21 protein-coding genes are annotated in these 22,642 nt (G+C 68.3%); 9 read left to right on the top strand and 12 right to left on the bottom strand.

Features of this window, described 5'->3' with window-relative positions; all coding sequences use genetic code 11:
* Positions 1 to 578: 578 nt before the first annotated feature.
* Genes polA through MKK63_RS29455 form a run of 5 tightly spaced genes read right to left on the bottom strand, consistent with a single transcriptional unit; the run spans position 579 to position 7,131 of the window.
* Entirely contained in the window at positions 579 to 3,725 is a 3,147-nt protein-coding gene (polA, locus tag MKK63_RS29475) for a DNA polymerase I (RefSeq protein WP_244007817.1), read from the bottom strand.
* A 22-nt stretch (positions 3,726 to 3,747) separates the two neighbouring features.
* The gene (locus tag MKK63_RS29470; protein ID WP_244007815.1) at positions 3,748 to 4,107 is read right to left on the bottom strand and encodes a DUF86 domain-containing protein; all 360 of its coding nucleotides are present in this window, start codon (positions 4,105 to 4,107) and stop codon (positions 3,748 to 3,750) included.
* The gene (locus MKK63_RS29465) at positions 4,088 to 4,384 is read right to left on the bottom strand and encodes a nucleotidyltransferase family protein (protein WP_244007813.1); all 297 of its coding nucleotides are present in this window, start codon (positions 4,382 to 4,384) and stop codon (positions 4,088 to 4,090) included. Before MKK63_RS29465 ends, MKK63_RS29470 begins: the two co-directional genes overlap by 20 nt.
* Before the next feature lie 54 nt (positions 4,385 to 4,438).
* Complete coding sequence (locus MKK63_RS29460) at positions 4,439 to 5,920, bottom strand: UdgX family uracil-DNA binding protein (RefSeq protein WP_244007811.1); 1,482 nt, start codon at positions 5,918 to 5,920, stop codon at positions 4,439 to 4,441.
* Complete coding sequence (locus MKK63_RS29455; RefSeq protein ID WP_244007809.1) at positions 5,920 to 7,131, bottom strand: putative DNA modification/repair radical SAM protein; 1,212 nt, start codon at positions 7,129 to 7,131, stop codon at positions 5,920 to 5,922. Before MKK63_RS29455 ends, MKK63_RS29460 begins: the two co-directional genes overlap by 1 nt.
* Before the next feature lie 190 nt (positions 7,132 to 7,321).
* On the opposite strand from MKK63_RS29455, the gene MKK63_RS29450 reads away from it, so the two are divergent.
* Both MKK63_RS29450 and MKK63_RS29445 read left to right on the top strand, forming a co-directional pair.
* Positions 7,322 to 7,609: a BrnT family toxin gene (locus MKK63_RS29450; protein WP_244007807.1), complete on the top strand. Its 288-nt coding sequence runs from the start codon at positions 7,322 to 7,324 to the stop codon at positions 7,607 to 7,609.
* Complete coding sequence (locus MKK63_RS29445) at positions 7,584 to 7,925, top strand: BrnA antitoxin family protein (protein ID WP_244007805.1); 342 nt, start codon at positions 7,584 to 7,586, stop codon at positions 7,923 to 7,925. The genes MKK63_RS29450 and MKK63_RS29445 overlap by 26 nt, the downstream gene beginning before the upstream one ends.
* Positions 7,926 to 7,953: 28 nt before the next feature.
* Here MKK63_RS29445 and MKK63_RS29440 read toward each other — a convergent pair whose 3' ends face one another.
* On the bottom strand, positions 7,954 to 8,481 hold the full coding sequence (locus MKK63_RS29440) for a regulatory protein RecX (protein ID WP_244007850.1): 528 nt from the start codon (positions 8,479 to 8,481) through the stop codon (positions 7,954 to 7,956).
* Between the two features lie 224 nt (positions 8,482 to 8,705).
* Between MKK63_RS29440 and MKK63_RS29435 the strand changes: the two genes are divergently transcribed.
* The 3 genes from MKK63_RS29435 (at position 8,706) to grpE (ending at position 13,729) form a co-directional block, all read left to right on the top strand.
* Positions 8,706 to 10,127: a TAXI family TRAP transporter solute-binding subunit gene (locus MKK63_RS29435; RefSeq protein WP_244007803.1), complete on the top strand. Its 1,422-nt coding sequence runs from the start codon at positions 8,706 to 8,708 to the stop codon at positions 10,125 to 10,127.
* Positions 10,128 to 10,208: 81 nt separating this feature from the next.
* Positions 10,209 to 13,016 (top strand): [protein-PII] uridylyltransferase, encoded by a 2,808-nt coding sequence (locus MKK63_RS29430; RefSeq protein WP_267427677.1) that lies wholly within the window; start codon positions 10,209 to 10,211, stop codon positions 13,014 to 13,016.
* A 101-nt stretch (positions 13,017 to 13,117) separates the two neighbouring features.
* Positions 13,118 to 13,729 carry a nucleotide exchange factor GrpE gene (grpE, locus tag MKK63_RS29425; RefSeq protein WP_244007798.1) on the top strand — a complete coding sequence of 204 codons (612 nt, stop codon included), beginning with the start codon at positions 13,118 to 13,120 and terminating at the stop codon, positions 13,727 to 13,729.
* Between the two features lie 19 nt (positions 13,730 to 13,748).
* Here the strand turns inward: grpE and MKK63_RS29420 are convergent, their stop codons facing one another.
* From MKK63_RS29420 to MKK63_RS29410, 4 genes are all read right to left on the bottom strand, one after another.
* On the bottom strand, positions 13,749 to 14,114 hold the full coding sequence (locus tag MKK63_RS29420; RefSeq protein ID WP_244007796.1) for a hypothetical protein: 366 nt from the start codon (positions 14,112 to 14,114) through the stop codon (positions 13,749 to 13,751).
* A gap of 180 nt (positions 14,115 to 14,294) precedes the next feature.
* Entirely contained in the window at positions 14,295 to 15,032 is a 738-nt protein-coding gene (locus MKK63_RS29415; RefSeq protein ID WP_244007794.1) for an outer membrane protein, read from the bottom strand.
* A gap of 88 nt (positions 15,033 to 15,120) precedes the next feature.
* A complete protein-coding gene (locus MKK63_RS31840) occupies positions 15,121 to 15,255 on the bottom strand; it encodes a hypothetical protein (RefSeq protein ID WP_267427679.1) in 135 nt (44 codons plus the stop codon).
* Positions 15,252 to 15,581 (bottom strand): hypothetical protein, encoded by a 330-nt coding sequence (locus tag MKK63_RS29410; RefSeq protein ID WP_244007793.1) that lies wholly within the window; start codon positions 15,579 to 15,581, stop codon positions 15,252 to 15,254. Before MKK63_RS29410 ends, MKK63_RS31840 begins: the two co-directional genes overlap by 4 nt.
* Positions 15,582 to 15,732: 151 nt before the next feature.
* On the opposite strand from MKK63_RS29410, the gene MKK63_RS29405 reads away from it, so the two are divergent.
* Both MKK63_RS29405 and MKK63_RS29400 read left to right on the top strand, forming a co-directional pair.
* Entirely contained in the window at positions 15,733 to 16,578 is an 846-nt protein-coding gene (locus tag MKK63_RS29405) for a DUF6502 family protein (protein WP_244007791.1), read from the top strand.
* Positions 16,579 to 16,589: 11 nt separating this feature from the next.
* Positions 16,590 to 17,924, top strand: a complete 1,335-nt coding sequence (locus tag MKK63_RS29400) for a DUF5666 domain-containing protein (protein ID WP_244007789.1) — start codon at positions 16,590 to 16,592, stop codon at positions 17,922 to 17,924.
* Positions 17,925 to 18,022: 98 nt separating this feature from the next.
* Here MKK63_RS29400 and ada read toward each other — a convergent pair whose 3' ends face one another.
* Positions 18,023 to 19,144: a bifunctional DNA-binding transcriptional regulator/O6-methylguanine-DNA methyltransferase Ada gene (gene ada / locus MKK63_RS29395; protein ID WP_409564571.1), complete on the bottom strand. Its 1,122-nt coding sequence runs from the start codon at positions 19,142 to 19,144 to the stop codon at positions 18,023 to 18,025.
* A gap of 156 nt (positions 19,145 to 19,300) precedes the next feature.
* Here ada and MKK63_RS29390 point away from each other — a divergent pair, with 156 nt between their 5' ends.
* The gene (locus tag MKK63_RS29390) at positions 19,301 to 20,287 is read left to right on the top strand and encodes an alginate O-acetyltransferase AlgX-related protein (protein WP_244007787.1); all 987 of its coding nucleotides are present in this window, start codon (positions 19,301 to 19,303) and stop codon (positions 20,285 to 20,287) included.
* A 176-nt stretch (positions 20,288 to 20,463) separates the two neighbouring features.
* Complete coding sequence (locus MKK63_RS29385) at positions 20,464 to 21,081, top strand: class I SAM-dependent methyltransferase (RefSeq protein ID WP_244007785.1); 618 nt, start codon at positions 20,464 to 20,466, stop codon at positions 21,079 to 21,081.
* A 38-nt stretch (positions 21,082 to 21,119) separates the two neighbouring features.
* Here MKK63_RS29385 and MKK63_RS29380 read toward each other — a convergent pair whose 3' ends face one another.
* Positions 21,120 to 22,628, bottom strand: coding sequence for a hypothetical protein (locus tag MKK63_RS29380; protein WP_244007782.1), 1,509 nt, complete (start codon positions 22,626 to 22,628; stop codon positions 21,120 to 21,122).
* Positions 22,629 to 22,642: the final 14 nt, after the last annotated feature.

Raw genomic sequence — 22,642 nt, 5'->3', positions numbered from 1 at the left:
GAGTCGTTACGAAATTTTAGTAGCTCAAGATATCGTTCGCAGTGATGGAGTTGCTTGATAATGCATGCCATTTCCCCGATTACAACCAAAAATTGCTTCTCATGTGCTCATAAATGCGACAAAAAGTACATTGATTTTGTATCGCAACGCAGTCTTATTTTGATGATTAGTAACTTTATTTTAAGTAATGAGCGTGACGTGGCGCATGAGCGATTTCGAATGCCATGGACCAAGCTTTCGTCGCAGTAGCGCTCGTTGATGACGACGCCGACTATTAGGGGACTGCGCGCTGTTATCGGCGAAGAAAAAACGACTTACGAAGCGACTCGAGCGCCCTAGCCGCAAGCGGCTCGACAGGCCGTGCGCTCGGCATTCTGGGGTCCAAGACGGTGGCTGATGATCGCAGCCGCTATCTCTCTGACCGCTGGACCAGGTTGAGTACACGCCCCACAAATGAAGCACACGGTACCCACGTTCGTTTGGTAAGTCCGCTTCACCGGCTCAGCTGCCCATAAGCGGACAGGCAGCTTCCCACCCTTATCAGACATTACATTTTCCAAGCCGATGAAGCTCCCGCCCTAATGCGCCTCCTGCCAGTTCCCCGCCGCCTTGGCCTCCACCACCAGCGGCACCCGTAGCGTCAGCGCCGGCGCCGGCGCCTCCTCCATCACCGAGGCGATCACCGGGATCGCCGCCTCCACCTCGTCCTCGGAGACCTCGAACACCAATTCGTCGTGCACCTGCAGCAGCATCTGCGCCTTGAGCCGCTTGGCCGCCAGCGCCCCCTCCATCCGGGTCATGGCCCGGCGGATGATGTCGGCGGCCGAGCCCTGGATCGGCGCGTTGATCGCCTGCCGCTCGACGCTGGCGCGCTCGGACGGGTTGTTGGAGCGGATCTGCGGATAGTGGCAGACCCGGCCGAACAGGGTGGTGACGTAGCCCTTGTCGCGGCAGCTCCGCTTGGTGGTGTCGATGTAGTCGCGGATCCCCGGGAACTGCTCGAAATACTGCTTGATGAAGGCCGAAGCCTCCTCGCGCCCGATCCCGAGCCGGTCGGCCAGCCCGAAGGCCGAGATGCCGTAGATGATGCCGAAATTGATCGTCTTGGCCCGGCGCCGGAGATCCGGCGTCATCTCCGTGAGCGGAACGCCGAACATTGCCGAGGCCGTGGCCGCGTGGATGTCGATCCCGTCTTCGAACGCTTTTCGCAACTCTGGGATGTCGGCCATGTGGGCGAGCAGCCGCAACTCGATCTGCGAGTAATCCGCTGAGATCAGCTTGTTGCCGGGCGCGGCCACGAAGGCCCGGCGGATGCGCCGGCCCTCCTCGGTGCGGATCGGGATGTTCTGGAGGTTCGGCTCGGAGGAGGACAGCCGCCCGGTCGTGGTGGCGGCCAGCGAGAACGAGGTGTGAACCCGCGCGGTCTCGCGGTCGGCATGCGTCTGGAGCGAATCCGTGTAGGTGGATTTCAGCTTCGCGAGCTGACGCCACTCCAGGATCTTTTTCGGGAGGTCATGGCCCGCCTGGGCCAGCTCCTCCAGCAGCGTGGCCGGCGTCGCCCACTGTCCGGAGGGTGTCTTCTTGGCGCCCGGCAGGCCCATCTTGCCGAACAGAATGTCGCCGATCTGCTTCGGGGAGCCGACCGAGAACTTTTCGCCGGCATCGTCCTGGATCTCCTCCTCCAGCCGCACGAGGATCTGCGAGAAATCGCCCGAGAGCCGGCTCAGCATCTCGCGGTCGACCCGGATGCCGCGCTGCTCCATCCGGGCGATCACCGGCAGCAGCGGCCGCTCCAGGGTCTCGTAGACCGTCACTCGGTGCTCGGCCACGAGGCGCGGCTTCATCATCCGCCACAGGCGCAGGGTCACGTCCGCGTCCTCGGCCGCGTAGGCGGTGGCCTTGTCGATCGCGACCCGGTCGAAACTCACCTTGTTGCGACCGGTGCCGGCGACATCGGAGAACGTGATCGGCTGGTGGCCGAGATGGCGGCGGGCCAGCTCGTCCATGCCGTGCCCGCCCTTGCCGGCATCCAGCACGTAGGAGATCAGCATCGTGTCGTCGAAGGGCGCAATCTCGATGCCGTAGCGGGCGAGCACGACCCAATCGTATTTGAGGTTCTGGCCGACCTTCAGGACGCCCGGATCCTCCAGGAGCGGCTTCAGCCGACCGAGCGCCTCCTTCAGGGGGATCTGGCCGGGCACCGGCTCGGCCACGTCGGAGGCCGCGGCGCCCTCGCCGAACAGGTCGGTGGCGTCGGCCTGGACCTTGGCGGCCTGGATGTGGGCCAGGGGGATGTAGCAGGCCCGGCCGTTGGCCACCGCCAGCGACACGCCGACGAGGCCGGCCCTGTGGGCGTCGAGCGCGTCGGTCTCGGTATCGACCGCGATCACCCCGGCCTCCTGGCCTTCCGCGATCCAGGCGTCGAGCTGCTCCAGGGAGGCGACCGTCTCGTAGGCGGCGGTGTCGAACGGCGCCACGGATTCCGCGGCGCGGGCCGCCACCACGTTGCCGGGCGTCGCCTCGACGGGGGCCCGGGGCTTGGCGGGTGCGTCAGGTAAGTCGAGATCGGCGAACGGATCGATCTCGGCGCGCTCGGGTGGCGCGGCGCCCGGCGCGCGCTCGGCCCCGGCCGCCGCGGTCTCGGGATCCGGCGGCACGGAATCGCCGAAGAACGGCACCGCGTCGCCGCCCGCCCCGCCGTTCTGCCGGGCGCCGGGCAGGAGCCGCGGATCGGGCTTCACGGCTTCCGGGTCGACATGCAGCATCTGGGCGATGCGCCGGGTCAGCGTGTTGAACTCCATCGCCTTGAGGAAGCCGACGAGCTTTTCCGGATCGGGCTTGGGCACGCCGAGCTCGTCCAGCGCGACCGGGACCGGCACATCCTCCATCAGCGCCACGAGTTTTCGCGACAGCCGCGCCTGATCGATGCTGGCGAGCAACGTCTCCCGGCGCTTGGGCTGCTTGATCTCGCCGGCCCGTTCCAGCAGCGCGTCGAGGCTGCCGAATTCCTTGATCAGCGCCGCGGCGGTCTTCAGGCCGATGCCGGGGACACCCGGCACGTTGTCGGAGGTGTCGCCGATCAGCGCCAGGGCGTCGCCGATCTGGCTCGGCTGCAAGCCCTCCCACTTGGCGATGATCGCCTCGACATCGAGGTTGCGCTCGGGCCGGTAGCCGGCCTTGCCCTTGGCACCCGATTCGAAATCGTAGAACCGCACCTGCGGCCCGACGAGCTGCATCAGGTCCTTGTCGGAGGAGACGATGATGACGCCCGCCCCCCGCGCCTCGGCCTGCCGGGTGTAGGTGGCGATGAGATCGTCGGCCTCGTAGCGCTCCAGTTCCACCGCGTGCAGGCCGAAGGCGCGCACGGCATCGCGCATCAGCGGCATCTGGCGCTTGAGGTCGTCCGGCGCATCGGGACGATGGCCCTTGTAGTCCGGGAACATCTCCTTGCGGAACGACCCCTCGGATTTGTCGAACACGATACCCAGATGGGTCGGCATCGTGCCGGCCGCGCCTTCTTGGAGGAACTGCGCGATCTTGGTGCAGAACAGCCGCACGGCACCGGTGGGCATCCCGTCTGAGGGGCGGGAATTGTACTTCTGATCCTGATTGATCGACTGGAAATAGGCACGGAAAATGAACGACGAGCCATCGACCAGGATCACCTGATCGCCGGGTCCGACGGGTTTGGTCTCGGGGCTCGCGTCGGGCTTCGCGTCGGTCATGGGCTCGGGCGGCTCGGGGCAATCAGGGGTCGGACGCGCGGTCCAGCTCGGCGCGGCAGGCCGCGACGAGGACGGGCAAACGCTCGTGGACGGTCCGCCAGACGATGTCCAGCTTGACCCCATGATAGCCGTGACGAAAGACATTCCCGATGGCGGCGATGTCGCGCCAGGGCACGTCCGGATGGCGGTCGCGCATCGCGTCGGTCAAGCGCCGGCTCGCCTCCGAGACGATCACCAGACAGCGGACCACCGCATAGTTGGTCCGTAGGTCCGCCACGAAGGCCTCGAACGTCATATCGGCGACGAAGCGTTGCGCAGCATCGACGTTGTCGATGATGTCTTCGCAGGCGGCCAGCGCCCGTTCAGAAGGCGGAAACGGCATCGTGCTCGGCCCTCTGACGGACGCGCGGCTTCAGGCCTTCCCGATCAGCCACGTCGACCGGCACCGGGAACAGATCGTCGATGAAGCGGCACAGGCCGGCATAGGTGAAGAGGTCGCGCACGCGTTCCCGGTCGATCTCGATCATCACGTCAAGGTCGCTGTCCACCCGCGCTTCGCCCCGGGCGACTGAACCAAACAGCGCCGCATGCAGCACGCCGCGGCGGCGCAGCTCCGCCTCGTTGGTGCGCAGGATGTCGAGGGCGGCGTGCTTGTCCATGGCGGCGGGACCGGCGGGAATCGGTATCGGCCAGCATACCAGAAGCGCGGGCGATCAGGCGGCCAGTTCGCGCCCCAGCGCCTCGACCCGGCGCAGATCGTCCACGAAGGCCGCGTAGGCCTCCTCCTTCGCCTCGTCGGGCAGGCGCAGCAGATAGGACGGATGGACCGTGATGAAGCCCTGAAAGCGGTTGTCGAACCGCTCGAACCGGAACGGGCCGCGCGCCCGGGTGATCGGCACGGCCTTGCCGGTCAGTGCCAGCACCGCCGTGGCGCCGAGCGCCACGACAAGCTTCGGGCCGACGAAATCCAGTTCCCGGTCGAGCCACCAGCGATAGTGACTGACCTCGCCGGCCGTCGGCTTCTGGTGGATGCGGCGCTTGCCGCGCTCCTCGAACTTGAAGTGCTTGACCGCATTGGTGAGATAGCTCGCCCCGCGGTCGATCCCGGCCTCCGCCATGGCGCGGGACAGCAACTGCCCCGCCGGCCCGACGAAGGGCCGGCCCTGCCGATCCTCCTGGTCGCCGGGCTGCTCGCCCACGAAGGCGATCGTCGCGCCGACCGCGCCCTCGCCGAGCACGGCCTGGGTGGCGCCGGGCACCAGGGGCTCGGTCCGCCGGATGATGGCGTTCAACGCTTCCAGGGTCTTGGGATCCTGATCGGCCATGGCGGCGACGGCGCGGGCGGGTTCGCGGCGGGTGGGCAAGGTCGGCTCCCTCTCGATCATGGCCTCGGTGCGCCCGGCCGCCGCCCGGACCAGGGCGGGGATCGCGGCGGTCTCCGGCATGTTGTGCCAGTACTTCTTTGGCATCTCGGCCCGCATCGCCTTCAGGTTGGTCCGGGCCGGGTTGAAGGTGCTCTCGTAATAGGTTTGCCAGCCGGCCTCGAACCCGTCGCCCTCGGGGAGCGTGGCTCGGTCGCCGGGCGGGCCGTAGGTCAGCGTGTCGGTGTCCCAATGCGCCGACCCTTCGGGCGTCAGGATCGACCAGCGCATGCCGCGGAACCGCGCCACGAAAAACGGCGCGGCCGCTTCCAAGATGTGGTGATCGGGCTCGAACCACGCCACGAAACGCTCACCCGCCGCGTCCTCGGTGCGGCGGAAGCGCAGAAAGGCGTGCATCTTGTGCAGGTCACGCCCGATCGCCTTCGCCATCCGGTGCAGGCGATAGACCAGCGGATCGCTGCCGACCTCCATCAGATGCCGCTCGCCGTGGCAGACCCGCCAGATCAGCGCGTAGAGCAGGCCGTAGCGCTCGGGATCGCGGTGGGGGATCACCTGCGGGATCAGGCCGGCAACGGGTTTGGGTAGAGCCAGGGGTGCGGTGGAGCCCTGTTCCGTATCCGCGCCGAAGAGACCAGGCGAATCCATCACCGACCACGACACCGCCTCGGGCGGGACGCCCTGTGCGACGAGGCTGCGGACGGCGATGCGAAAACCGTCGAGGTCGGCGCCGGGGCGCAAGGAGACGGCACGCGGCTGACGTGGATCCCCTCCCCCCTCTGCGGGGCGAGGGAGAGTCGCGTTTCCCGCCCCCATCAAAACAGATTCAACTGCGTCGCCGGCTCCACCAGCCGCTTGCGCAGGTCAAGCCGGTCGGTCAGTCCCACCGGCCGATGATCGGCGGCGATGAGGAACGGCCGCGCCCGCTTCAGTCCCGAGGTCAGCCGCGCAACGTCATCCAGCCGCAGGGTCGCGTGGCGGCGGGCCGTGATGATCTTGTCGACCGCACGCGCGCCGAGCCCCGGCACCCGCAGGAGCCATTCCCGGTCCGCTTTGTTCACGTCCACCGGGAATTTCTCGCGGTGCTTAAGCGCCCAGGCGAGTTTCGGATCGATATCGAGTGCGAGCATGCCACCCTCCGAGGCATCAGCGACCTCGTCGGGGGTGAAGTGATAATAGCGGAGCAGCCAATCGGCCTGATACAGCCGGTGCTCCCGCTGCAACGGCGGCGGCTTCGGCGGGAGGATCGCTGACCCATCCGGAATCGGGCTGAAAGCCGAGTAATAGACGCGCTTCAAGCCAACGCTGCCGTAGAGCAGCGCGCTCTTGCGGATCAGCGCCTCGTCGGTGGTGGCGTCCGCCCCGACGATCACCTGAGTCGAATGGCCGGCCGGCGAGAACCGTCGTTTTTCGGCCTTGGCCTCGACGATTCGCTCGCCGATCTGCGTCATCGCCTTCTGGATGGTGGCGCCGTCTTTCTCGGGCGCCAGTCGCTCCAGACTCGCCTCGGTGGGCAATTCGACGTTGATCGACAGCCGGTCGGCATAGAGGCCGGCCTCCTCGATCAGCCAGGGGCTCGCCTCGGGGATCGACTTGAGATGGATGTAGCCAGCAAAACCGTGGTCGCGCCGGAGCGATTTCGCCACCCGGGTCAGCAATTCCATCGTGTGGTCGGGCGACTTGATGATGCCCGAAGACAAGAACAAGCCCTCGATGTAGTTGCGCCGGTAGAAGTTCAGGGTGAGGTTCACGACCTCTTCGACGGTGAACTTCGCCCGCCGCACGTTTGAGGAGCGCCGGTTGATGCAATAGGCGCAATCGAACAAGCACCAGTTGGTCAATAGGATCTTGAGCAGCGAAACGCAGCGTCCATCCGGCGTATAGGCGTGGCAGATGCCGGCCCCGGTGGTGGAGCCGAGCCCATCCTTGCCGGCCGCGCGCTTGGGCGCCGCCGAGGACGCGCAGGACGCATCGTACTTCGCGGCATCGGCCAGGATGCGCAATTTCTTAGCAAGGGTTTCGTCCATCGAACAGACAATGAACGAGGCGCCCGAAGGTGCAAGGCCGGGCGGCGGCCTACCCCGGGCCGCATTGCCGCACCCGGCTGGGACCGGTCTCACCCGCCTGTGACGAGGCCGTCCGAGAGGACAAAAATTCGAGGTCGGCTGCCGGCACAAGCGTCCTGCGCTGCCGAATTTCCGCCCCTCCGATAATTCGATGCCGACGACGTGGGTCGAACCGAAACGCTTGGCTAACTTAGCCAAGCACGGGTTCGATTTCGCCGATTTCGAAACCCGCTTCGATGGCGAGACGGCGTTGATTCGCCCGGCCTATGTGGGCCGAACCGACGGAGCCCGCTATCTGCTGATCGGAGACTGGAACGGAACCCGCGTCGGCGCCGAGGTCGTTTCACCGCTCGGCAGCGAGGCTTTGTCACTGGTCAGCTTGGGCGCAGCCAGCCCGAAGGAGGCAGCCGCCGATGCCCGACACATCGCAGAAACCTGAGCCTCCCGACCCCGGTTATACGCAGGCCGATTGGGGAACCGTCTCCGACAACCCCGAACTGAGCGATGCCGAGCTTGCAACACTTCAACCGGTGAGCACCGTACCGGAGGTATCGCGGCTTCTGCCGAAGCGGCAGCGCGGGCGGCCAAGGCGCGTCGACGCGAAGGTCAACCTCACCCTACGGATCGACCCGGCCCTGCTCGACGCCTATCGCGCGACCGGCGATGGCTGGCAGGTGCGGATGCACGAGGCGTTAGCCGAAGGGATCGGGCAATCCAAACCCGCGCCGGCGGCCGGAGACAAGCGACGGGCCTGATCGCTTTCGCTTACCGGGCCTCGATCCATCACGCCGGCTCGTCCAAATCCGCATCGACCACCCGGCGGGCGAGGCCGTACGAAAATCCGGCTCGCGCCAGCGCGGCAAGATCGCGGTCGCGATAGGCGGCCCGCTGGTCCGGCCGGCGATACGGCCCGAGGCGCCGCCGCTTGGCGTAGGCCTGAGCGGCCTGATCCTCGATCGCGGCCGCGTCCACCTCCGGCACCGCCTCGCGCTCGGCCTGCATGGCGGCCTCGACCACATCGCGAGGCACGCCCTTGGCGGCGAGCTTCGCCGAGACGCCGCGGCTCGACGTACCCCGGCGGCGTAGCGTGGCAAGGCGCATGTCGGCGAAGCGCGCGTCGTCCACGAGGCCGGCCGAGACCGCCCGCGCCACCGTGGCGGCGATCATCTCGGCGAAGCCGGCGGGGTCCTCGCCCCGCAGCCGCGCCCGCTTCTCCACCCGCCGCGCCAAGGTCCGGCGCAGCATCTCGGTCGAGGCGCTGTAGCGTTCCAAATAGTGGAGCGCCGCCCGTTCGAGCCACGGCGCGCTGATCGGTTTCGGCGGGGCCGCGTCGGCCTTGCGGTGTCCCGGCGCAGATCCTGCAACGAATGGGGGTTTCACCGGTTCTTCACGTTCTCGACAGGTTTGCGTTCCATGACTCGGGTATGGAACGCGCGCAACGCGACAGGCTCGGACATGGACCGAACCACCGTCCTTCGCCCGACCGCATCCGCAAACCGTGGCGGAGCCGGCTCCGTGCTGCGGCGATGTCTTTGATGCGCCGCGAATGGCTCTTGGTCCTGGTGGCCCTGGGCTTGGCCGCGGTCGCCGCCGCGATCGTCTATCTGTCGCGCCCGAACACCCTCACGGTAGCGGTCGGCCCCCAGGACGGGCCCGAGGCCGCCCTGATCGAAGCCTATGCCAGCGCCCTCGACCGGGGCCGCGAGGATGTGCGCCTCAAGGTCGTCCGCTACGCCGACGTCCGCGACAGCGCGCTGGCTCTCCAGCGCAACAAGGCCGATCTCGCCGTGGTCCGGCCAGACGTGTTGCTGCCCGAGAACGGCCTGACGCTGGCGATCCTGCATGACGAGGCCCTGGTCATCGCGGCTCCCGAGGCGGCCGATCTGGACGACATCCCGGCGCTGGCGCGCAAGCGCCTCGGCATCGTTGTGCGCCACAGTGCCGACCTGCCGTTCCTCACGAACCTGCTGTCCTTCTACGACCTCCTGCCGGAGAACCGGGCCGAGGAGACATCCGAGAGTGCCCACCCGGCCGACGAGGCCGAAGTAGGCCATGTCGTGGTCGTGCCCCTGAAGATCGGCGAGGTCACGGCCGCGCTCGCCGACAAGCGGGTCGATGCCGTGGCGGTGATCGCCAGCCCGGCCTCCAAGACCGCAGGAGCCGTGGTGCGCGCCGTCGAACTGGGCTCGCCGGAGCGCAAGATCGGCTTCGTCTCGATTCCCGATGGCGACGCGATCCTGCAGCGCTTCCCCGAATTGCAAGCGGTGAGCATCCCGGCCGGGACCTTCGGCGGCCGTCCGAAGCGTCCCGACGAGGAGATCAAGACCGTCGGCGCCTCCTACCGCTTGATGGCGCGGGGCACGGTGAGCCGCGTCGCGGTTGCCTCGGCCACACAACACCTGTTCGAGTGGCGCTCGCGCCTCGCCTCCGCGGCCCCAGCCGCCAAGCTGATGAAGGCGCCCGACTTCGATACCACGGTCGCGGCGACGTCGGCACGGCTACCGAACCACCCGGGTGCGGTCGATTATTTCGAACGCGAGCAGCAGACCTTCCTCGATCGCTACGAGGATTACATCTACCTGTTCGCCTTCTTCGGCGGCACGATCGGCTCCGGCTTCGCGTGGATCGGGCAGCGGTTGGCCCGCAAGCGCCGGGAGCGGGTCGACTTCGTCCTCGACCGCCTGCTCGCCATCATGCGCGAGGTCCGGGTCGCGACGAGCAGCGCTGCGCTGGACGCTCTGGCGATCGAGACCGACGGGCTCGTCTCCGACGTGGTTTGCTACGCCCGAGAGCGCAGCATCGACGCCCGCACGGTGAGCGCCCTGATTCTGGCGGTTGACGGGGTCCACGCAGCCATCGCCGATGCGCGGCGGCAGACCGCCGCCACCGAGGCCCGGCCCTCGACCCGCAACCGGACGGCGCGGCTGTTGGCCCTCGACTTGCCAGCGGCGGAATAGGGGACCGTGGCGTGGCGTGATGAACCGTGACAATTCGGGATCGGACACGCGTCGCCGCCTGGCTGGCGGCGTAGGCATATCATGCTAACGGGAGCCATGTTCGATCCCGTCGCCGCCCTCGCCACGGTCCTGGAGAATCTCGACCGCGAGGCTCGCGAGCCCACCAAGCTCCGGGCTGCGCTCGTCCCGCATCTGCGGCGGGTGATCGAGGAAGGCCACCGCGCCGCCGAAGTTCAGCTTCTCAAGGACCGCAACGGCCTGCGCTGCGCGCAAACGCTGTCCAAGCTCACCGACGCGGTGGTCCGGGCGATCCACGACGCCGTGGTCTGGCGGCTCTACCCCAACGACAACCCCTCGACCGGCGAGCAACTGGCGGTGGTCGCCACCGGCGGCTACGGCCGGGGCACGATGGCGCCGGGCTCGGACATCGATCTGCTGTTCCTGCTGCCCTACAAGCAGACCGCGTGGTCCGAGAGCGTCGTCGAGGCGATGCTCTACGTCCTGTGGGACCTGAAGCTGAAGGTCGGCCACGCCACCCGGTCGGTGGAGGAATGCCTGCGCGAGGCGCGGGCCGACATGACGATCCGCACCTCGCTGCTGGAGGCCCGCTACCTGTTCGGCTCGCGGACCCTGTTCGAGGAGCTGGTGACGCGCTTCGACATGGAACTCGTGGTCGGCTCGGCCGCCGAGTTCGTGGACGCGAAGCTGCGCGAGCGCGATCTGCGCGTCTCGAAGGCCGGCTCGTCGCGCTACCTCGTCGAGCCCAACGTCAAGGACGGCAAGGGGGGCCTGCGCGACCTCAACACGCTGTTCTGGATCGCCAAATACACCTACCGGGTGCGCGATCAGGCCGAACTCGTCAGCGCCGGCCTGTTCACCCCGGAGGAATACGCGCTGTTCGAGCGCTGCGAGGAGTTCCTGTGGCGGGTGCGCTGCCACATGCACTTCGTCACGAAGCGTGCGGAGGAGCGCCTGTCCTTCGGCCTGCAGCCGCGGATCGCCGAGCGCTTCGGCTACGAGGCCCGGGGCGGCCTCTCGGGCGTCGAGCGGTTCATGAAGGCGTATTTCCGCTTCGCCAAGGATGTCGGCGACCTCACCGCCATCGTGTGCGCGGAATTGGAGGCGCGTCACGCCAAGCGGACACCGGTGCTCGACCGCTGGATCGGCCGGTTCCGCGACCGGTTCCGCGCCACCGCCATGGAGGCGGAGGATTTCTGGATCGACCACGGCCGGGTCAACCTGCGCGCCGAGGACGCCTTCGAGCGCGACCCCGTCAACCTGATCCGCCTGTTCTGGCTGGCGGACCGGCACAACCTCGCGATCCATCCGGACGCCAAGCGGCTGGCCAGCCGCTCGCTGCGCCTGATCAACCCGTCGCTGCGCAGCGACACCGAGGCCAACCGCCTGTTCCTCGAGATCCTCACCTCGCACAACGCCCCCGAGGAGGCCCTGCGCGAGATGAACGAGGCGGGGGTGCTCGGCCGGTTCATCCCGGATTTCGGCCGCATCGTCGCGATGATGCAGTTCAACATGTACCACCACTTCACGGTGGACGAGCATCTGCTGCGCACGGTCGGCGTGCTGGCAGACGTCGAATCGGGCCGTTCGCAGGAGACCTACCCGCTGGTCTCGCGCCTCGTTCACACGATCCACAACCGCACGGCGCTCTACGTGGCGATCCTGCTGCACGACATCGCCAAGGGCCGGCCGGAGGATCACTCGATCGCGGGCGCCGCCATCGCGGAAAAACTCTGCCCGCGCTTCGGCCTGAATCAGGCCGAGACCGAGACCGTCTGCTGGCTCGTCGAGCAGCACCTGCTGATGTCGATGACCGCGCAGAGCCGCGACCTCTCGGATCCCAAGACGATCGAGCGCTTCGCCGCCAACGTGCAGACCTTGGAGCGGCTGAAGCTCCTGACCATCCTGACGGTGGCCGACATCACCGCGGTGGGCCCCGGCGTCTGGACCGCCTGGAAGGGCACCCTGATCCGCACGCTCTACGACGAGACCGAGGTCTACCTCTCGGGCGGGCATTCCGAGATCGCCCGCACCGATCGGGTGCGCCTCGTCCAGATGGGGCTGCGCGAGCGGCTGCAGGGCTGGGCCTCGGAGGAATTCGATGCCTACGCGGCCCGGCACGGTCAGGCCTACTGGCTGAAGGTCGACGGCACGCGCCAGCTCAAGAACGCGCTGTTCCTGCGCGAGGCGCTGGGTGACAGCCGCACCAGCGCCACCGACGTTGCCCTCGACCCCGTGCGGGGGGTTACCGAGATCACGATCTACTCGCCCGACCACCCGCGCCTGCTCGCGATTATCACCGGCGCCTGCGCGGCGGCCGGCAGCAACATCGTCGACGCCCAGATCTTCACCACGACGGACGGGTTCGCCCTCGACACGATCGTGATCTCGCGCGCCTTCGAGCGGGACGAGGACGAGACGCGCCGGACGAAGCGCATCACGGCGGCGATCGAGCGGGCGCTCAAGGGCGAGATCCGCATCGCCGACCTCGTGGCCGACAAGCACCCGCCGACGACGACGCGCGCCAAGACCTTCCCGGTGCCGCCGGACGTGATCATCGACAACGCCCTGTCGAGCCGGGAGACTGTCGTGGAGGTCACCGGCCTCGACCGCCCGGGCCTCCTCTATGAATTGACCACCGCTTTGGGCCGGCTGTCGCTCAACATCACATCGGCGCACGTCGCGACCTTCGGCGAGCGGGCGGTCGACGTCTTCTACGTCACAGACCTCACCGGCACGCGGGTGACGCAGCCCGACCGACAGGCCGCGATTCGCGGGGCCGTGATGGATGTGTTCGCGGGTGACGTCGCCGCCCTCAAGGCCGAGGGCCTGGAGGCGTTGGTGGCCGCACCGCCGCCGCGCGAAGCCTGAGCGATGGGTTGATTTCGTCGGCTCCGGCCCAGATATCAGCGCCGGTTCCGCGTGCCCGAACCCACTTCCCGGACGACTGAAACACGATGACGAGCAACGACATGCCCCAGGATGACCAGCGCCAGACCACGGTCGAGGCCGGTGCCGGTGCGGCCCAGAATCCCGGCTCCGCGGGTGTGGGCGCCGAGGCGTCCGTCGATCCCATTGCGGAGACCCTGGCCCTGCTCACCGCCGAGCGCGACGAGTTGAAGGACCGGACGCTGCGCACGCTCGCCGAGATGGAGAACTTGCGTCGCCGCACCGAGCGCGAGGTCGCCGACGCCCGCGCCTACGCGGTCACGAACTTCGCCCGCGACGTGCTCAACGTCGCCGACAATATCCGCCGGGCCCTCGAGAGCGTGCCGGCCGACGCAAAGGCCAGCGCCGACGGCGCCCTGAAGGGTCTGATCGACGGGATTGAACTGACCGAGCGTGACCTCGCGAAGACCCTGGAGCGCCACGGCGTGAAGGTCGTCGAGCCGCAGGGCCAGAAATTCGATCCGAACCGCCATCAGGCGATGTTCGAAGTGCCGAACCCGGAGGTGCCCGCCGGCACGGTCGTGCAGGTGGTCCAATCGGGCTACGTCATCGGCGACCGGGTGCTGCGCCCGGCCCTGGTGGGCGTCGCGAAGGGCGGCCCCAAGGCGGCCGCCAACCCGGCCGACGCCGCCTGACCGGGTTGGCGGCGCTGCCCTACTGGCAGGGCAGCGCCGCCGCGAAGTCGGCAATGAACCGCGCGGTCTCGCGGGTATGGCCCGATGCGCGCGGGTCGCGGGCGACCACGCCCGCCTCCCGTTCCAGACGGCGGTTGCAGGCGCAGGCCGTCAGAGTGCTCGACAGCAGGTCCGCCGAGCAGACGTCATGGTGCGCGCAGGCGCGGTCGAGCGCGTCGATCGGCGCGTAGCCGGGACCGCGGTTCCCCGGCCCGCAGAAATTGCCGTAGATCAGGACGGCGCCCCGCCCGCTCGGCCCGGGCGGGATGACCTCCTGCGCTGATGCCCCGAAGCCGGAGAGGGCGAGAAGCGTCGTCGCGGCGACGCACAGGCGCAGAGTTCTCACGGACGTTCCTGACGAACAGGCCCCACGACACCGCGCGGCGCCACCCGTGCGGCATTCGGCACCGGCGCTGCCGGACCAGCCGTGGTTACGCACGACCGAACCATGACGTCACGACGCCGAACGCCATGCATAGCGGCCCAATCCGGCCGGCCCGTCAAGATCCGTTTAACCCAGTACTGATTAGAAGCGGTAGTTTACCCCCGCCCTGACCAAGGCAAACCCTGAATCCTGTTTGCCGGCGCCGTAATACGCCGGAACGCTGGCGCTGTAGTATGTCGTTCCGGTGAAGCCGCGGTCGAGATGGAGGTACAGCGCCTCCACCTTGGCCGAAAGCTTCTCGGTGAAGGCGTACTCGATGCCGCCACCCGCGGCGTAGCCGGTCCGGTCGGTCCCGGGCAGCGTGTAGGGATAGGTGGCCGTGGAGGACGAGCGAGAGCCCCCACCATACGCGAAGCCGCCGGTCCCGTAGATCAGAACGCGGTCGAAGGCGTAGCCGAGGCGGCCGCGGATCGTTCCGACATAATCGAGGTTCGGCCGGACGCTGTAATACGGCGTCGTCCCGAGATAGGCCGCGTCCGCCTTGGCGAAGGCCGTACCCTGGATGTCGGTCTCGACGCCGAGCACGAAGCCGGAGCCTGGGGTGAACTGATAATTGTAGCCGATCTGCCCGCCGCCGGCGAAGCCGCCGGACCGGTTGCCGCCGGTCACGGTGCCGTAGGTCGGGTCGGTGAAGCCGCCATTGCCCGTGTGGACGGCATAGCCGGCGTTCACGCCGGCATAGAAGCCCGTCCAAGTGAAAGCCGGCGGCAATGGGAGCGGCGGCGGCGGGGCGCGACGGGACAGATCGGCGGCTTGTGCGCCGAGCGCGATGCAGCCTGCCGCTGCGCCGAGAAGGACGGCGCGAAATGATAGTGTCATAATGGGTCTCGTGTGTGGGGCGGCTGAGGCGTCACCGCCGGATCGGCGCCGGAGTGCGGGCCGCAAGCAATGATCCGGAGAGGCAGGGTTAGAGGGCCAGAAGCAGCAGACCGATCACCGTCACCGATAGGATCAGATAAAGCGCGAAATCGAGGACGGGCGCTCCACCGCAGGTAGGTCCAGGCCGCGCGTCGCCGCGGCCTGCCTCGGTGAGGGCGATCACGTCCCAACCTCGCGGCGCTCGGTCGTGCGCATGGCCGCCCTGGCGGTTTTATAGGCACGGGCGGGCGTGACGGCCCGCCGGGGTGCCGCCGCCCCGTCTGAGGGGTTGACGGGAGCGGCGGCCTGCGACGCCTTCGTGTCGCCGATGCGGTGGACCGTATCCGCAACAGCGATACCGAAGGCGGGCAGTGCGAGGGCAGCGAGGGCGCAGACGATGCGACCCAGCCGCGGCATGGGATGGCCCTTCCGGGTCCGTCCGTTGGCGATTTCCTCGATCCTGAGGGGCGGCAGCGCGTCCCCGACGAGAATGCGCGCGTCAGCCGTCATGACAGGAACTCCGCAACGTCCGTGGGAAATTTGACCACGCCGCAAAGATACGTGTGCAAAAATCCCACGTCAATGAGGAAACGGTTCATCCGTGTGCGACCACGCACGTTGTGGGATTGTCTCCCACGCACACTGCGGTAACGATGCCATCATGTCCGATACCGCCGACACACCGCGAGAGGGCGCGGCCCTGCACGCGCCGCTGGCCCGATTGCTGCGGCCGCTGGTACGCCTGCTGGTCGCCCGTGGCATTACCTTCCCGGCCCTCACGGACCTTCTGCGTGAGCTCTACGTGAACGTGGCCGAGTACGACTTCGCCCTGTCGGGAAAGGATCAGACCGACAGCCGCGTCTCACTGCTCACCGGGATCCATCGCAAGGAAGTGCGACGCCTGCGCGGGGCAGGCGCCCCCGTGAGCGCGGTGCCGGCCGTGGTCTCGCGCACCAGCCGGATCATCGCCCGCTGGATCGCCGACCCCATCTTTACCGATCCGCAGGGTCACCCCTTGCCGCTGCCGCGGACGGCCGAGGACAATGCACCCTCCTTCGAGACGCTGGTCGCCGGGGTGACGCGCGATCTGCGCCCGCGGGCGATCCTGGACGAGTGGCTCGACCGCGGCATCGCCTTCACGGATCCGCAGGACCGGATCGTGCTGGCGGAGGCCGCCTACGTGCCCCGCGGAGACGGCGCCGAGGGGCCGCAACTCTACTATTTCGGCCGTAACCTGCACGACCATATCGCGGCGGCCGTGGCCAACATCGTCGGCGACAAGCCGCGCTTCCTGGAGCGGGCCGTCCACTATGACGGACTCTCGAAGGAGCTTGCGGCCAAGCTCGAGGCGCGGGCCCGCGAGATCGCCATGGAGGCGTTGCAGCAAGCGAACCGCGAGGCGCACGCCGCCTGCCAGACCGACCCGGGCGGCGATCACCGCTGGAATTTCGGTCTCTACGTCTACGCGGAGGCCGTGCCGCCCGCGCGTCCCACGGGCGAGCGCTGAGGATCCGGCCGGTGCGAAACCTGCCCAACCGCCGGTTCGTCTTGCGCCTCCTCGCGGGTGCCGCGACGCTGCTGCCCGCCCCGGTCCGGCCGCAGGAGGCCCCGCGCGACCAGGGCATCGGCGGCACCGGCATGATGCGGACCGACGAGCCGCGCGATACCCCGCTGGGCGAGGGTGACCGCGGCATCGGTGGAACCGGGGTGATCGGCACGATCCGGCGCTTCGGGTCGATCATCGTCAACGACCTGCGCATCGCCTACCCGCCGGAGGTGGAGGTGCGCATCGACGGCGCGGCCGCGAAGGCAGCGGACCTGAAGATCGGGCATGTCGTCCACGTGGTGGCGCGGCCGGAGGGCGGCGGCCTCGCCACGCGCCGCATCGATGTAGGCAGTGAGGTGGTGGGCCCTGTCGAGGCGGTCGCTCCGGGGCGGATGATCGTGCTGGGGCAGCGGATCTCGACCGCAGGCCTTGCCGGCGACTGGAAGCCCGGCGCGCGCGTCGCGGTGAGCGGCCTGCGGCGGCCGGACGGGGTGATCGTGGCGAGCCTCGTCGAGCCGCGGGAGGCCGGACCGGACCGGGTCGCCGGCCCGGTCCGGCGCGGCGAAAACGGCGCCCTTCTGATCGGAGCCCTGCGCCTCACGGGGGCCGACGCCCTGCCCCCGGGCAAACGCGCCCTGGTGACGGGTTCGGCCGCCGATGGGGTCCTGCGCGCGAGCAATGCCGCCCAGATCGGCCTGCCGTTCCCGCCGGGGCTGAAGCAGGTCTCGATCGAGGCCTATATCGGCCGCTCCGGCGCGGGCCTCGCCATCGGATCGGGCTACCAGATTGCGGGCCGGCCGGGGGCGAAGGTGCCACGGCAGGGGAGCGTCCGTGCCGTGCTGACCGCCGGCATCGCCCGCGACGGTGATCTGACCGTCGAGCGGTTGCGGATCGAGAACCGCATCGCCCCCGAGACGCCGCAACGCGAAGCGCCCGGCTTCGAGCGCGAGCGCGACCGCCTGGACTTGCGCAACCTACCCGAGGACCTGCCGGGCCGCTTCGGCGCGGAGCCCGGTGGACGGTCGGGCGGTCTCGGCAACCCCGGCGAACCGCGGGGGTTCGGCATCGATACCCGGCCCGGGGGCGGACCGATCCCCGGGGGTGAGCAGCCGGGCGGCTTCGGCGCGGCCCGGGGTGGGCCGGGCGGTCCACCACCGGCGGGCCCCGGCGCCTTCCCGGTCGGTCCCGGTGGATTCGGCGGGCCGGGCGGCGCGCCTGGCGGACCGAGTGGTGGCCCCGGCGGGTTCGGCGGGGCCGGCGGCGGCGGGTTCGGAGGGCCGGGAGGGCCGCCGGGGGGCCGGCGCTAAGCAGGTTTCGCAAAAGTGGCCGCCGGTTTCGCGATGAAAACCTGCGCGCGGCCAAGAACCTAAGCGGAGGATGCGTTGGCGTGCCAACGCAACTTTGCTTAGGGCGCCTCCGCCTCGCGCTGGAGCAGATCGCGCTTGCGCGCCACACCCCAGCGATAGCCGGAGAGCGCACCGTCCGAGCGCACCACCCGATGACAGGGGATCGCGACCGCGATTGCATTCGCACCGCAGGCCTGCGCCACGGCCCGCGTCGCAGCGGGGAGCCCGATCGCGCGGGCGATCTCGGCGTAACTCGCGGTCGACCCCACGGGGATGCGCCGCAGCGCTTCCCAGACCCGCTGCTGAAAGGCGGTGCCGCGGATGTCGAGGGGCAAATCGAGGCCGCGCCCCGGCGCCTCGACCAGACCGATGACCCGCGCCATCCAGTCCTCGAAGACAGGATCGCCCCCGACGATCTCCGCGCCCGGGAACCGGTCCTGAAGATCCTGCAGGAGCGGCTCCGGCGCGTCGCCCAGCAGGATCGCGCAGATGCCCCGATCGGTCGCCGCCACCAGGATCGCGCCCAGGCTGCAGGCGCCGATTCCGAACCGGATGCGCAGGCCTGCCCCGCCCTTCCGATAGACGGCGGGGGCCATGCCCAGGCGCGGGGCGCCCTCGGCGTAGAAGCGGCTCGCCGCGCCGTAGCCGGCCTCGTAGAGCGCCTCGGTGACCGAACGCGCCTCGGGCAGCCGGGCGGCGAGGCTGGCTGCCCGGTGCGCGGCGGCGTAGGCCCGGGGCGTCACGCCGGTGGCGGCCTTGAACACCCGGTGGAAGTGATAAGCGCTCATCCCCGCGGCCGCGGCGAGTGCGGCGAGGGTCGGCGCGGACTCCGCCGTCTCGATCAGCCGGCAGGCGCGGGTGATCGCCTCGGCCTGGCGCCCGGCAAGGCCCGGCGCATCGGGCCGGCAGCGCAGGCAGGGCCGGAAGCCGGCGGCCTCCGCCTCGGCGCAGGTTCGATGGAAGCTGACGTTCTCCGGCCGGGCGGCCCGTGCAGCACAGCTCGGCCGGCAGTACACGCCGGTCGTGCGGACCGCGTACACGAAGGTGCCGTCTGCCCGGGCGTCGCGGGCGGCAAGCGCCGCCCAACGATCGGCATTCGGATCCGTCGCCGGATCGGGGCTCGGAACGAGGCTCATGGCGACGGCGCTCTGCGGCTGGGCGGACGCGGTGAGGATGGGCATGACGGACACAACCGGGCGAGACGGAGGAACGATGCGTCATCCTGGCCGTCCGCCGCCGGCCCGGCATCCCGCGCCTTGCCGCCGAATTCGCGGCGCCAGCGTCCCAGATCCGGGGCGATGCTGTAAAGGCGGACGACCTGCCGCACGAGGGTGACCGTGGCGCCAAACAACACCGACCATATCCACATCGGACAGGACGGGTGGCTGTTCCTGAAGACCGGGACGAACGACGTCCTCGGCCAGTACGAGCGGCCCGAGGAGACGACCGAGCTCATCTGGCAATGGCGCAGCCTCATCGCGACGCGGGAGCGGCGCCTGCGCGCCATGGGGACCCTCTACCGGCACGTCGTCGCTCCGGAGAAGCTGATGGTCTACGATCACCGGCTCGACGGGATCACGATCCGGCCGAACGCTTCGCCGGCCTACCGGCTGCTCCACACCGAACCGCCGTCGCGTCGCCTCAGCGGCCCGTTCGGCCTCTACGCTGCCTGGCGCAGGCGTCGTCGCTGGCGGGAGACCTGCATCGACCTCGTGACGCCGCTGCGCGCGGGACGCGACGCGACCGACCTCTACTGCCGGACCGACACGCACTGGTCCTTCGAGGGCTGTTATTGCGCCTACGCGGAAATCTGCCGAGCGCTCGGCGCCGAGCCCCGGGCGGATCTTCGGGACCGGCCCTCCTTCGAGACCGACCACGACGGCGACCTGGGCAGCGCCTTCGATCCGCCGCGGCGGGCGCGGTCACGGACCGTGATGATCCAGCAGGATGCGGTGCGGACCTATGCCAGCCCGATCGTCGCGGCGCGGGAGAAGGCGGGCCTCCTGCATACGCTGCATGTCGGCGCGCATGTGGTCTACGGCAACGCCAAGGCCACGGATCCGCGCCGCGTGATGCTGTTCGGCGATTCCTTCTCGCACGTCATGCCGTACATGCTGACGATCCTGCTGGCCGAGACCTTCAGCGAGCTGCATTTCGTGTGGAGCACGTCGCTCGACTGGTCCTATATCGCGAAGGTCCGGCCCGACATCGTGCTCACGGAAGTGGCCGAGCGCTTCATGGTCCAGCTGCCCGACGACACATTCTCGGTGGAGGCCTACGCCGAGGAGCGGTTCGGCGCGGAGCTGGCGGCAGCCCGTGCGTGAGCCCGACCGGACACGCGCCTGATCGCAACGTCGGTGCAAAATCGAGACGACCGAATAGCGCGGGCGACCAGCCAAGCGCCCCGAGGAACGCGAGATGTCCCTCGTCCATCACCTTTCAGACCATATTCGGAGTCTAGCGTTTCGCCTGACAGCAGTGATGTCGAGGGAGCCGGCCGTTGAAGGCGTTGATCGGAAAACTACACGGTGATCTGATCTTCGACAGGCGAACGCGCGTTCTCGCCGAATCCCTGACCGGTCTGCTGCCCCGTGACGCGACCGTTCTCGATGTCGGCTGTGGTGATGGAACCATCGCCGGCCTCTGTCGTACGATCCGGCCCGATATCCATGTCGAAGGCATCGACGTCTTCGTGCGGCCCAGCACGGTCATCCCGGTGAGCGCCTTCGACGGAAAGACCCTGCCGTTCCCGGATCGGTCCTGGGATGTCGTCACCTTCATCGACGTTCTGCACCACACGGAAGACCCGGGGCAACTTCTCCGAGAAGCCGCGCGGGTCGCGCGTCGATACGTCATCCTCAAGGACCATCTGTCCGAGAACAGCTTGGACCGCCTGTCGCTCTCATTGATGGATTGGATCGGCAACGCGCCTCACGGTGTCGCACTGACGTACAACTATCAATCGTCGCAACAATGGATAACTCTGTTCGCGCGCGCGAATTTGCAGGCCGACGCTGAGACCAGCGATATTCCCTTATATATCTTTCCTCTGAATTTATTCTTCGGCCGGAGACTTCACGTCATCACACGGCTTCGCCCTGACCACCCGGGCTCATAGCCAAGGCTGGAAGCGATTGACACGGTAGAAGCCAGACCTCAGCTGGCCATTGCGCCCGGTGACGGCACACGCCTGTTCTGCCGAAACCAAGCCGCGATCAGCAACGCCAGAAGAGGGATCAGCCAGATAACGCGGGCTTGGTAGCGGGCGAAGACACCGGATACGGCCCCGCAGATCATCGCGTTCACGATCACGCCCACCACGATGAGCACCACGGCACCGGCGAACGGCGGAACCGGATCCGATCCGCCCGGCCGCGCAGGCACGAAAAGATCAAAGCATCGTGTCTTGACCGTCGACCACACGATGAAGATCCAGGCCGCGATCACGACAACAATGTGAACGATCGCAACGAACAGAGGATTCGCCCGGACGTCACAGCTCTTCGGGATGGCGTCGCAGGATTGCAGATCGGGCACGATGCGCTGGATCGCCGTTCGATCCCACCACGCGAGTTTGAGGAACCGTGCGGGCGAGCTCATCGGCTCGGCAACATAGAAGGTCATCAATTGCTGCAGCCCATTCTGCAGAAGGCGCGTGATGACGGCTACGGGATCACGCGCGACAACCGCCGATACGAAGGCGGGCTCCTCGTCGCGTAGTCTGGTCCTGATCTCGTAGGTCGAGGTCGAGAAGATCCCCTTCAAAGGGTCATCCGACCAGAGGATCTCGTCCTCACTGGCCACCGGCCTATTCGTAAACCGGCATAGTGTCGGGCTGGCCCCACCCGGACAAGCGGACGCCAGATAATCTCGGCCCGGTCCGTCGGCGAGGAGGCGCGCCATGAGGAAGGGCGGCGTCCGCTGCGCGACCCCGACATCCGCGCGGTAGATCGCGCCGAACGCCCAATTCATCGAAACGGCCACCAGGATGGACATGGCGAGCCAGCCCGCGCGGCCCGCGACGAGCCGCAGCGGTGTCTTGAACACGGCCAGGATCGCGAGGGCGGCGACCGATAGACTCGCGGCGAGTGCGATATTGGCGGCATGAAACGTGAGGCTCGCCACGAGCAGCACCCACAGCATGGAGCGCTCCCATGGGGTAAGCTGCGCCGGACAGAAGGCGAGGATCGCCAGGGCAATGATCAGCAGCCCGGCGTAGAGATCCGGCATCGCGAAGGCTGCGAAGAACGGCAGGCTTGTGCCGAGCCCGAGCATCAAGATCACAGACTGGTAGAAGATCGGCGAGGCCGCCGGCAACATTGCGCGGATCAAGATGCAGATCGACCACGCCGCCAGGAAGGCTTGGCCCGCAGCAAGCAGCCACAAGGTTCCAAACCTGACGGCCAGAACAAGAACGAGGCCGTAGAACGGGGATCGGCCGCCCGCGATCGTCGCAGGCGTCTTGTCGCGCATCGCGTGCGATTCCGGCATGACCGAAGTTGGATCCGTCAGGCGGTTCCTGTCGAGATCCGGCAGCGCGATGCCCAGACGCCAAGCCAGATACTCTCCTTGCGAGTAATACTGCACCGTGTCGTTGAAAACTGATGGCCTTCCGTTGGCCGCCGCGACGGCGAACAGCACGGCACTGGCGAACAGGACATGCATCCACCAGGCTCGGC

The sequence above is a fragment of the Methylobacterium sp. J-088 genome (assembly GCF_022829295.1).
Classification (GTDB): Bacteria; Pseudomonadota; Alphaproteobacteria; order Rhizobiales; family Beijerinckiaceae; genus Methylobacterium.
This window is presented reverse-complemented; position numbering and strand designations above follow the sequence as displayed.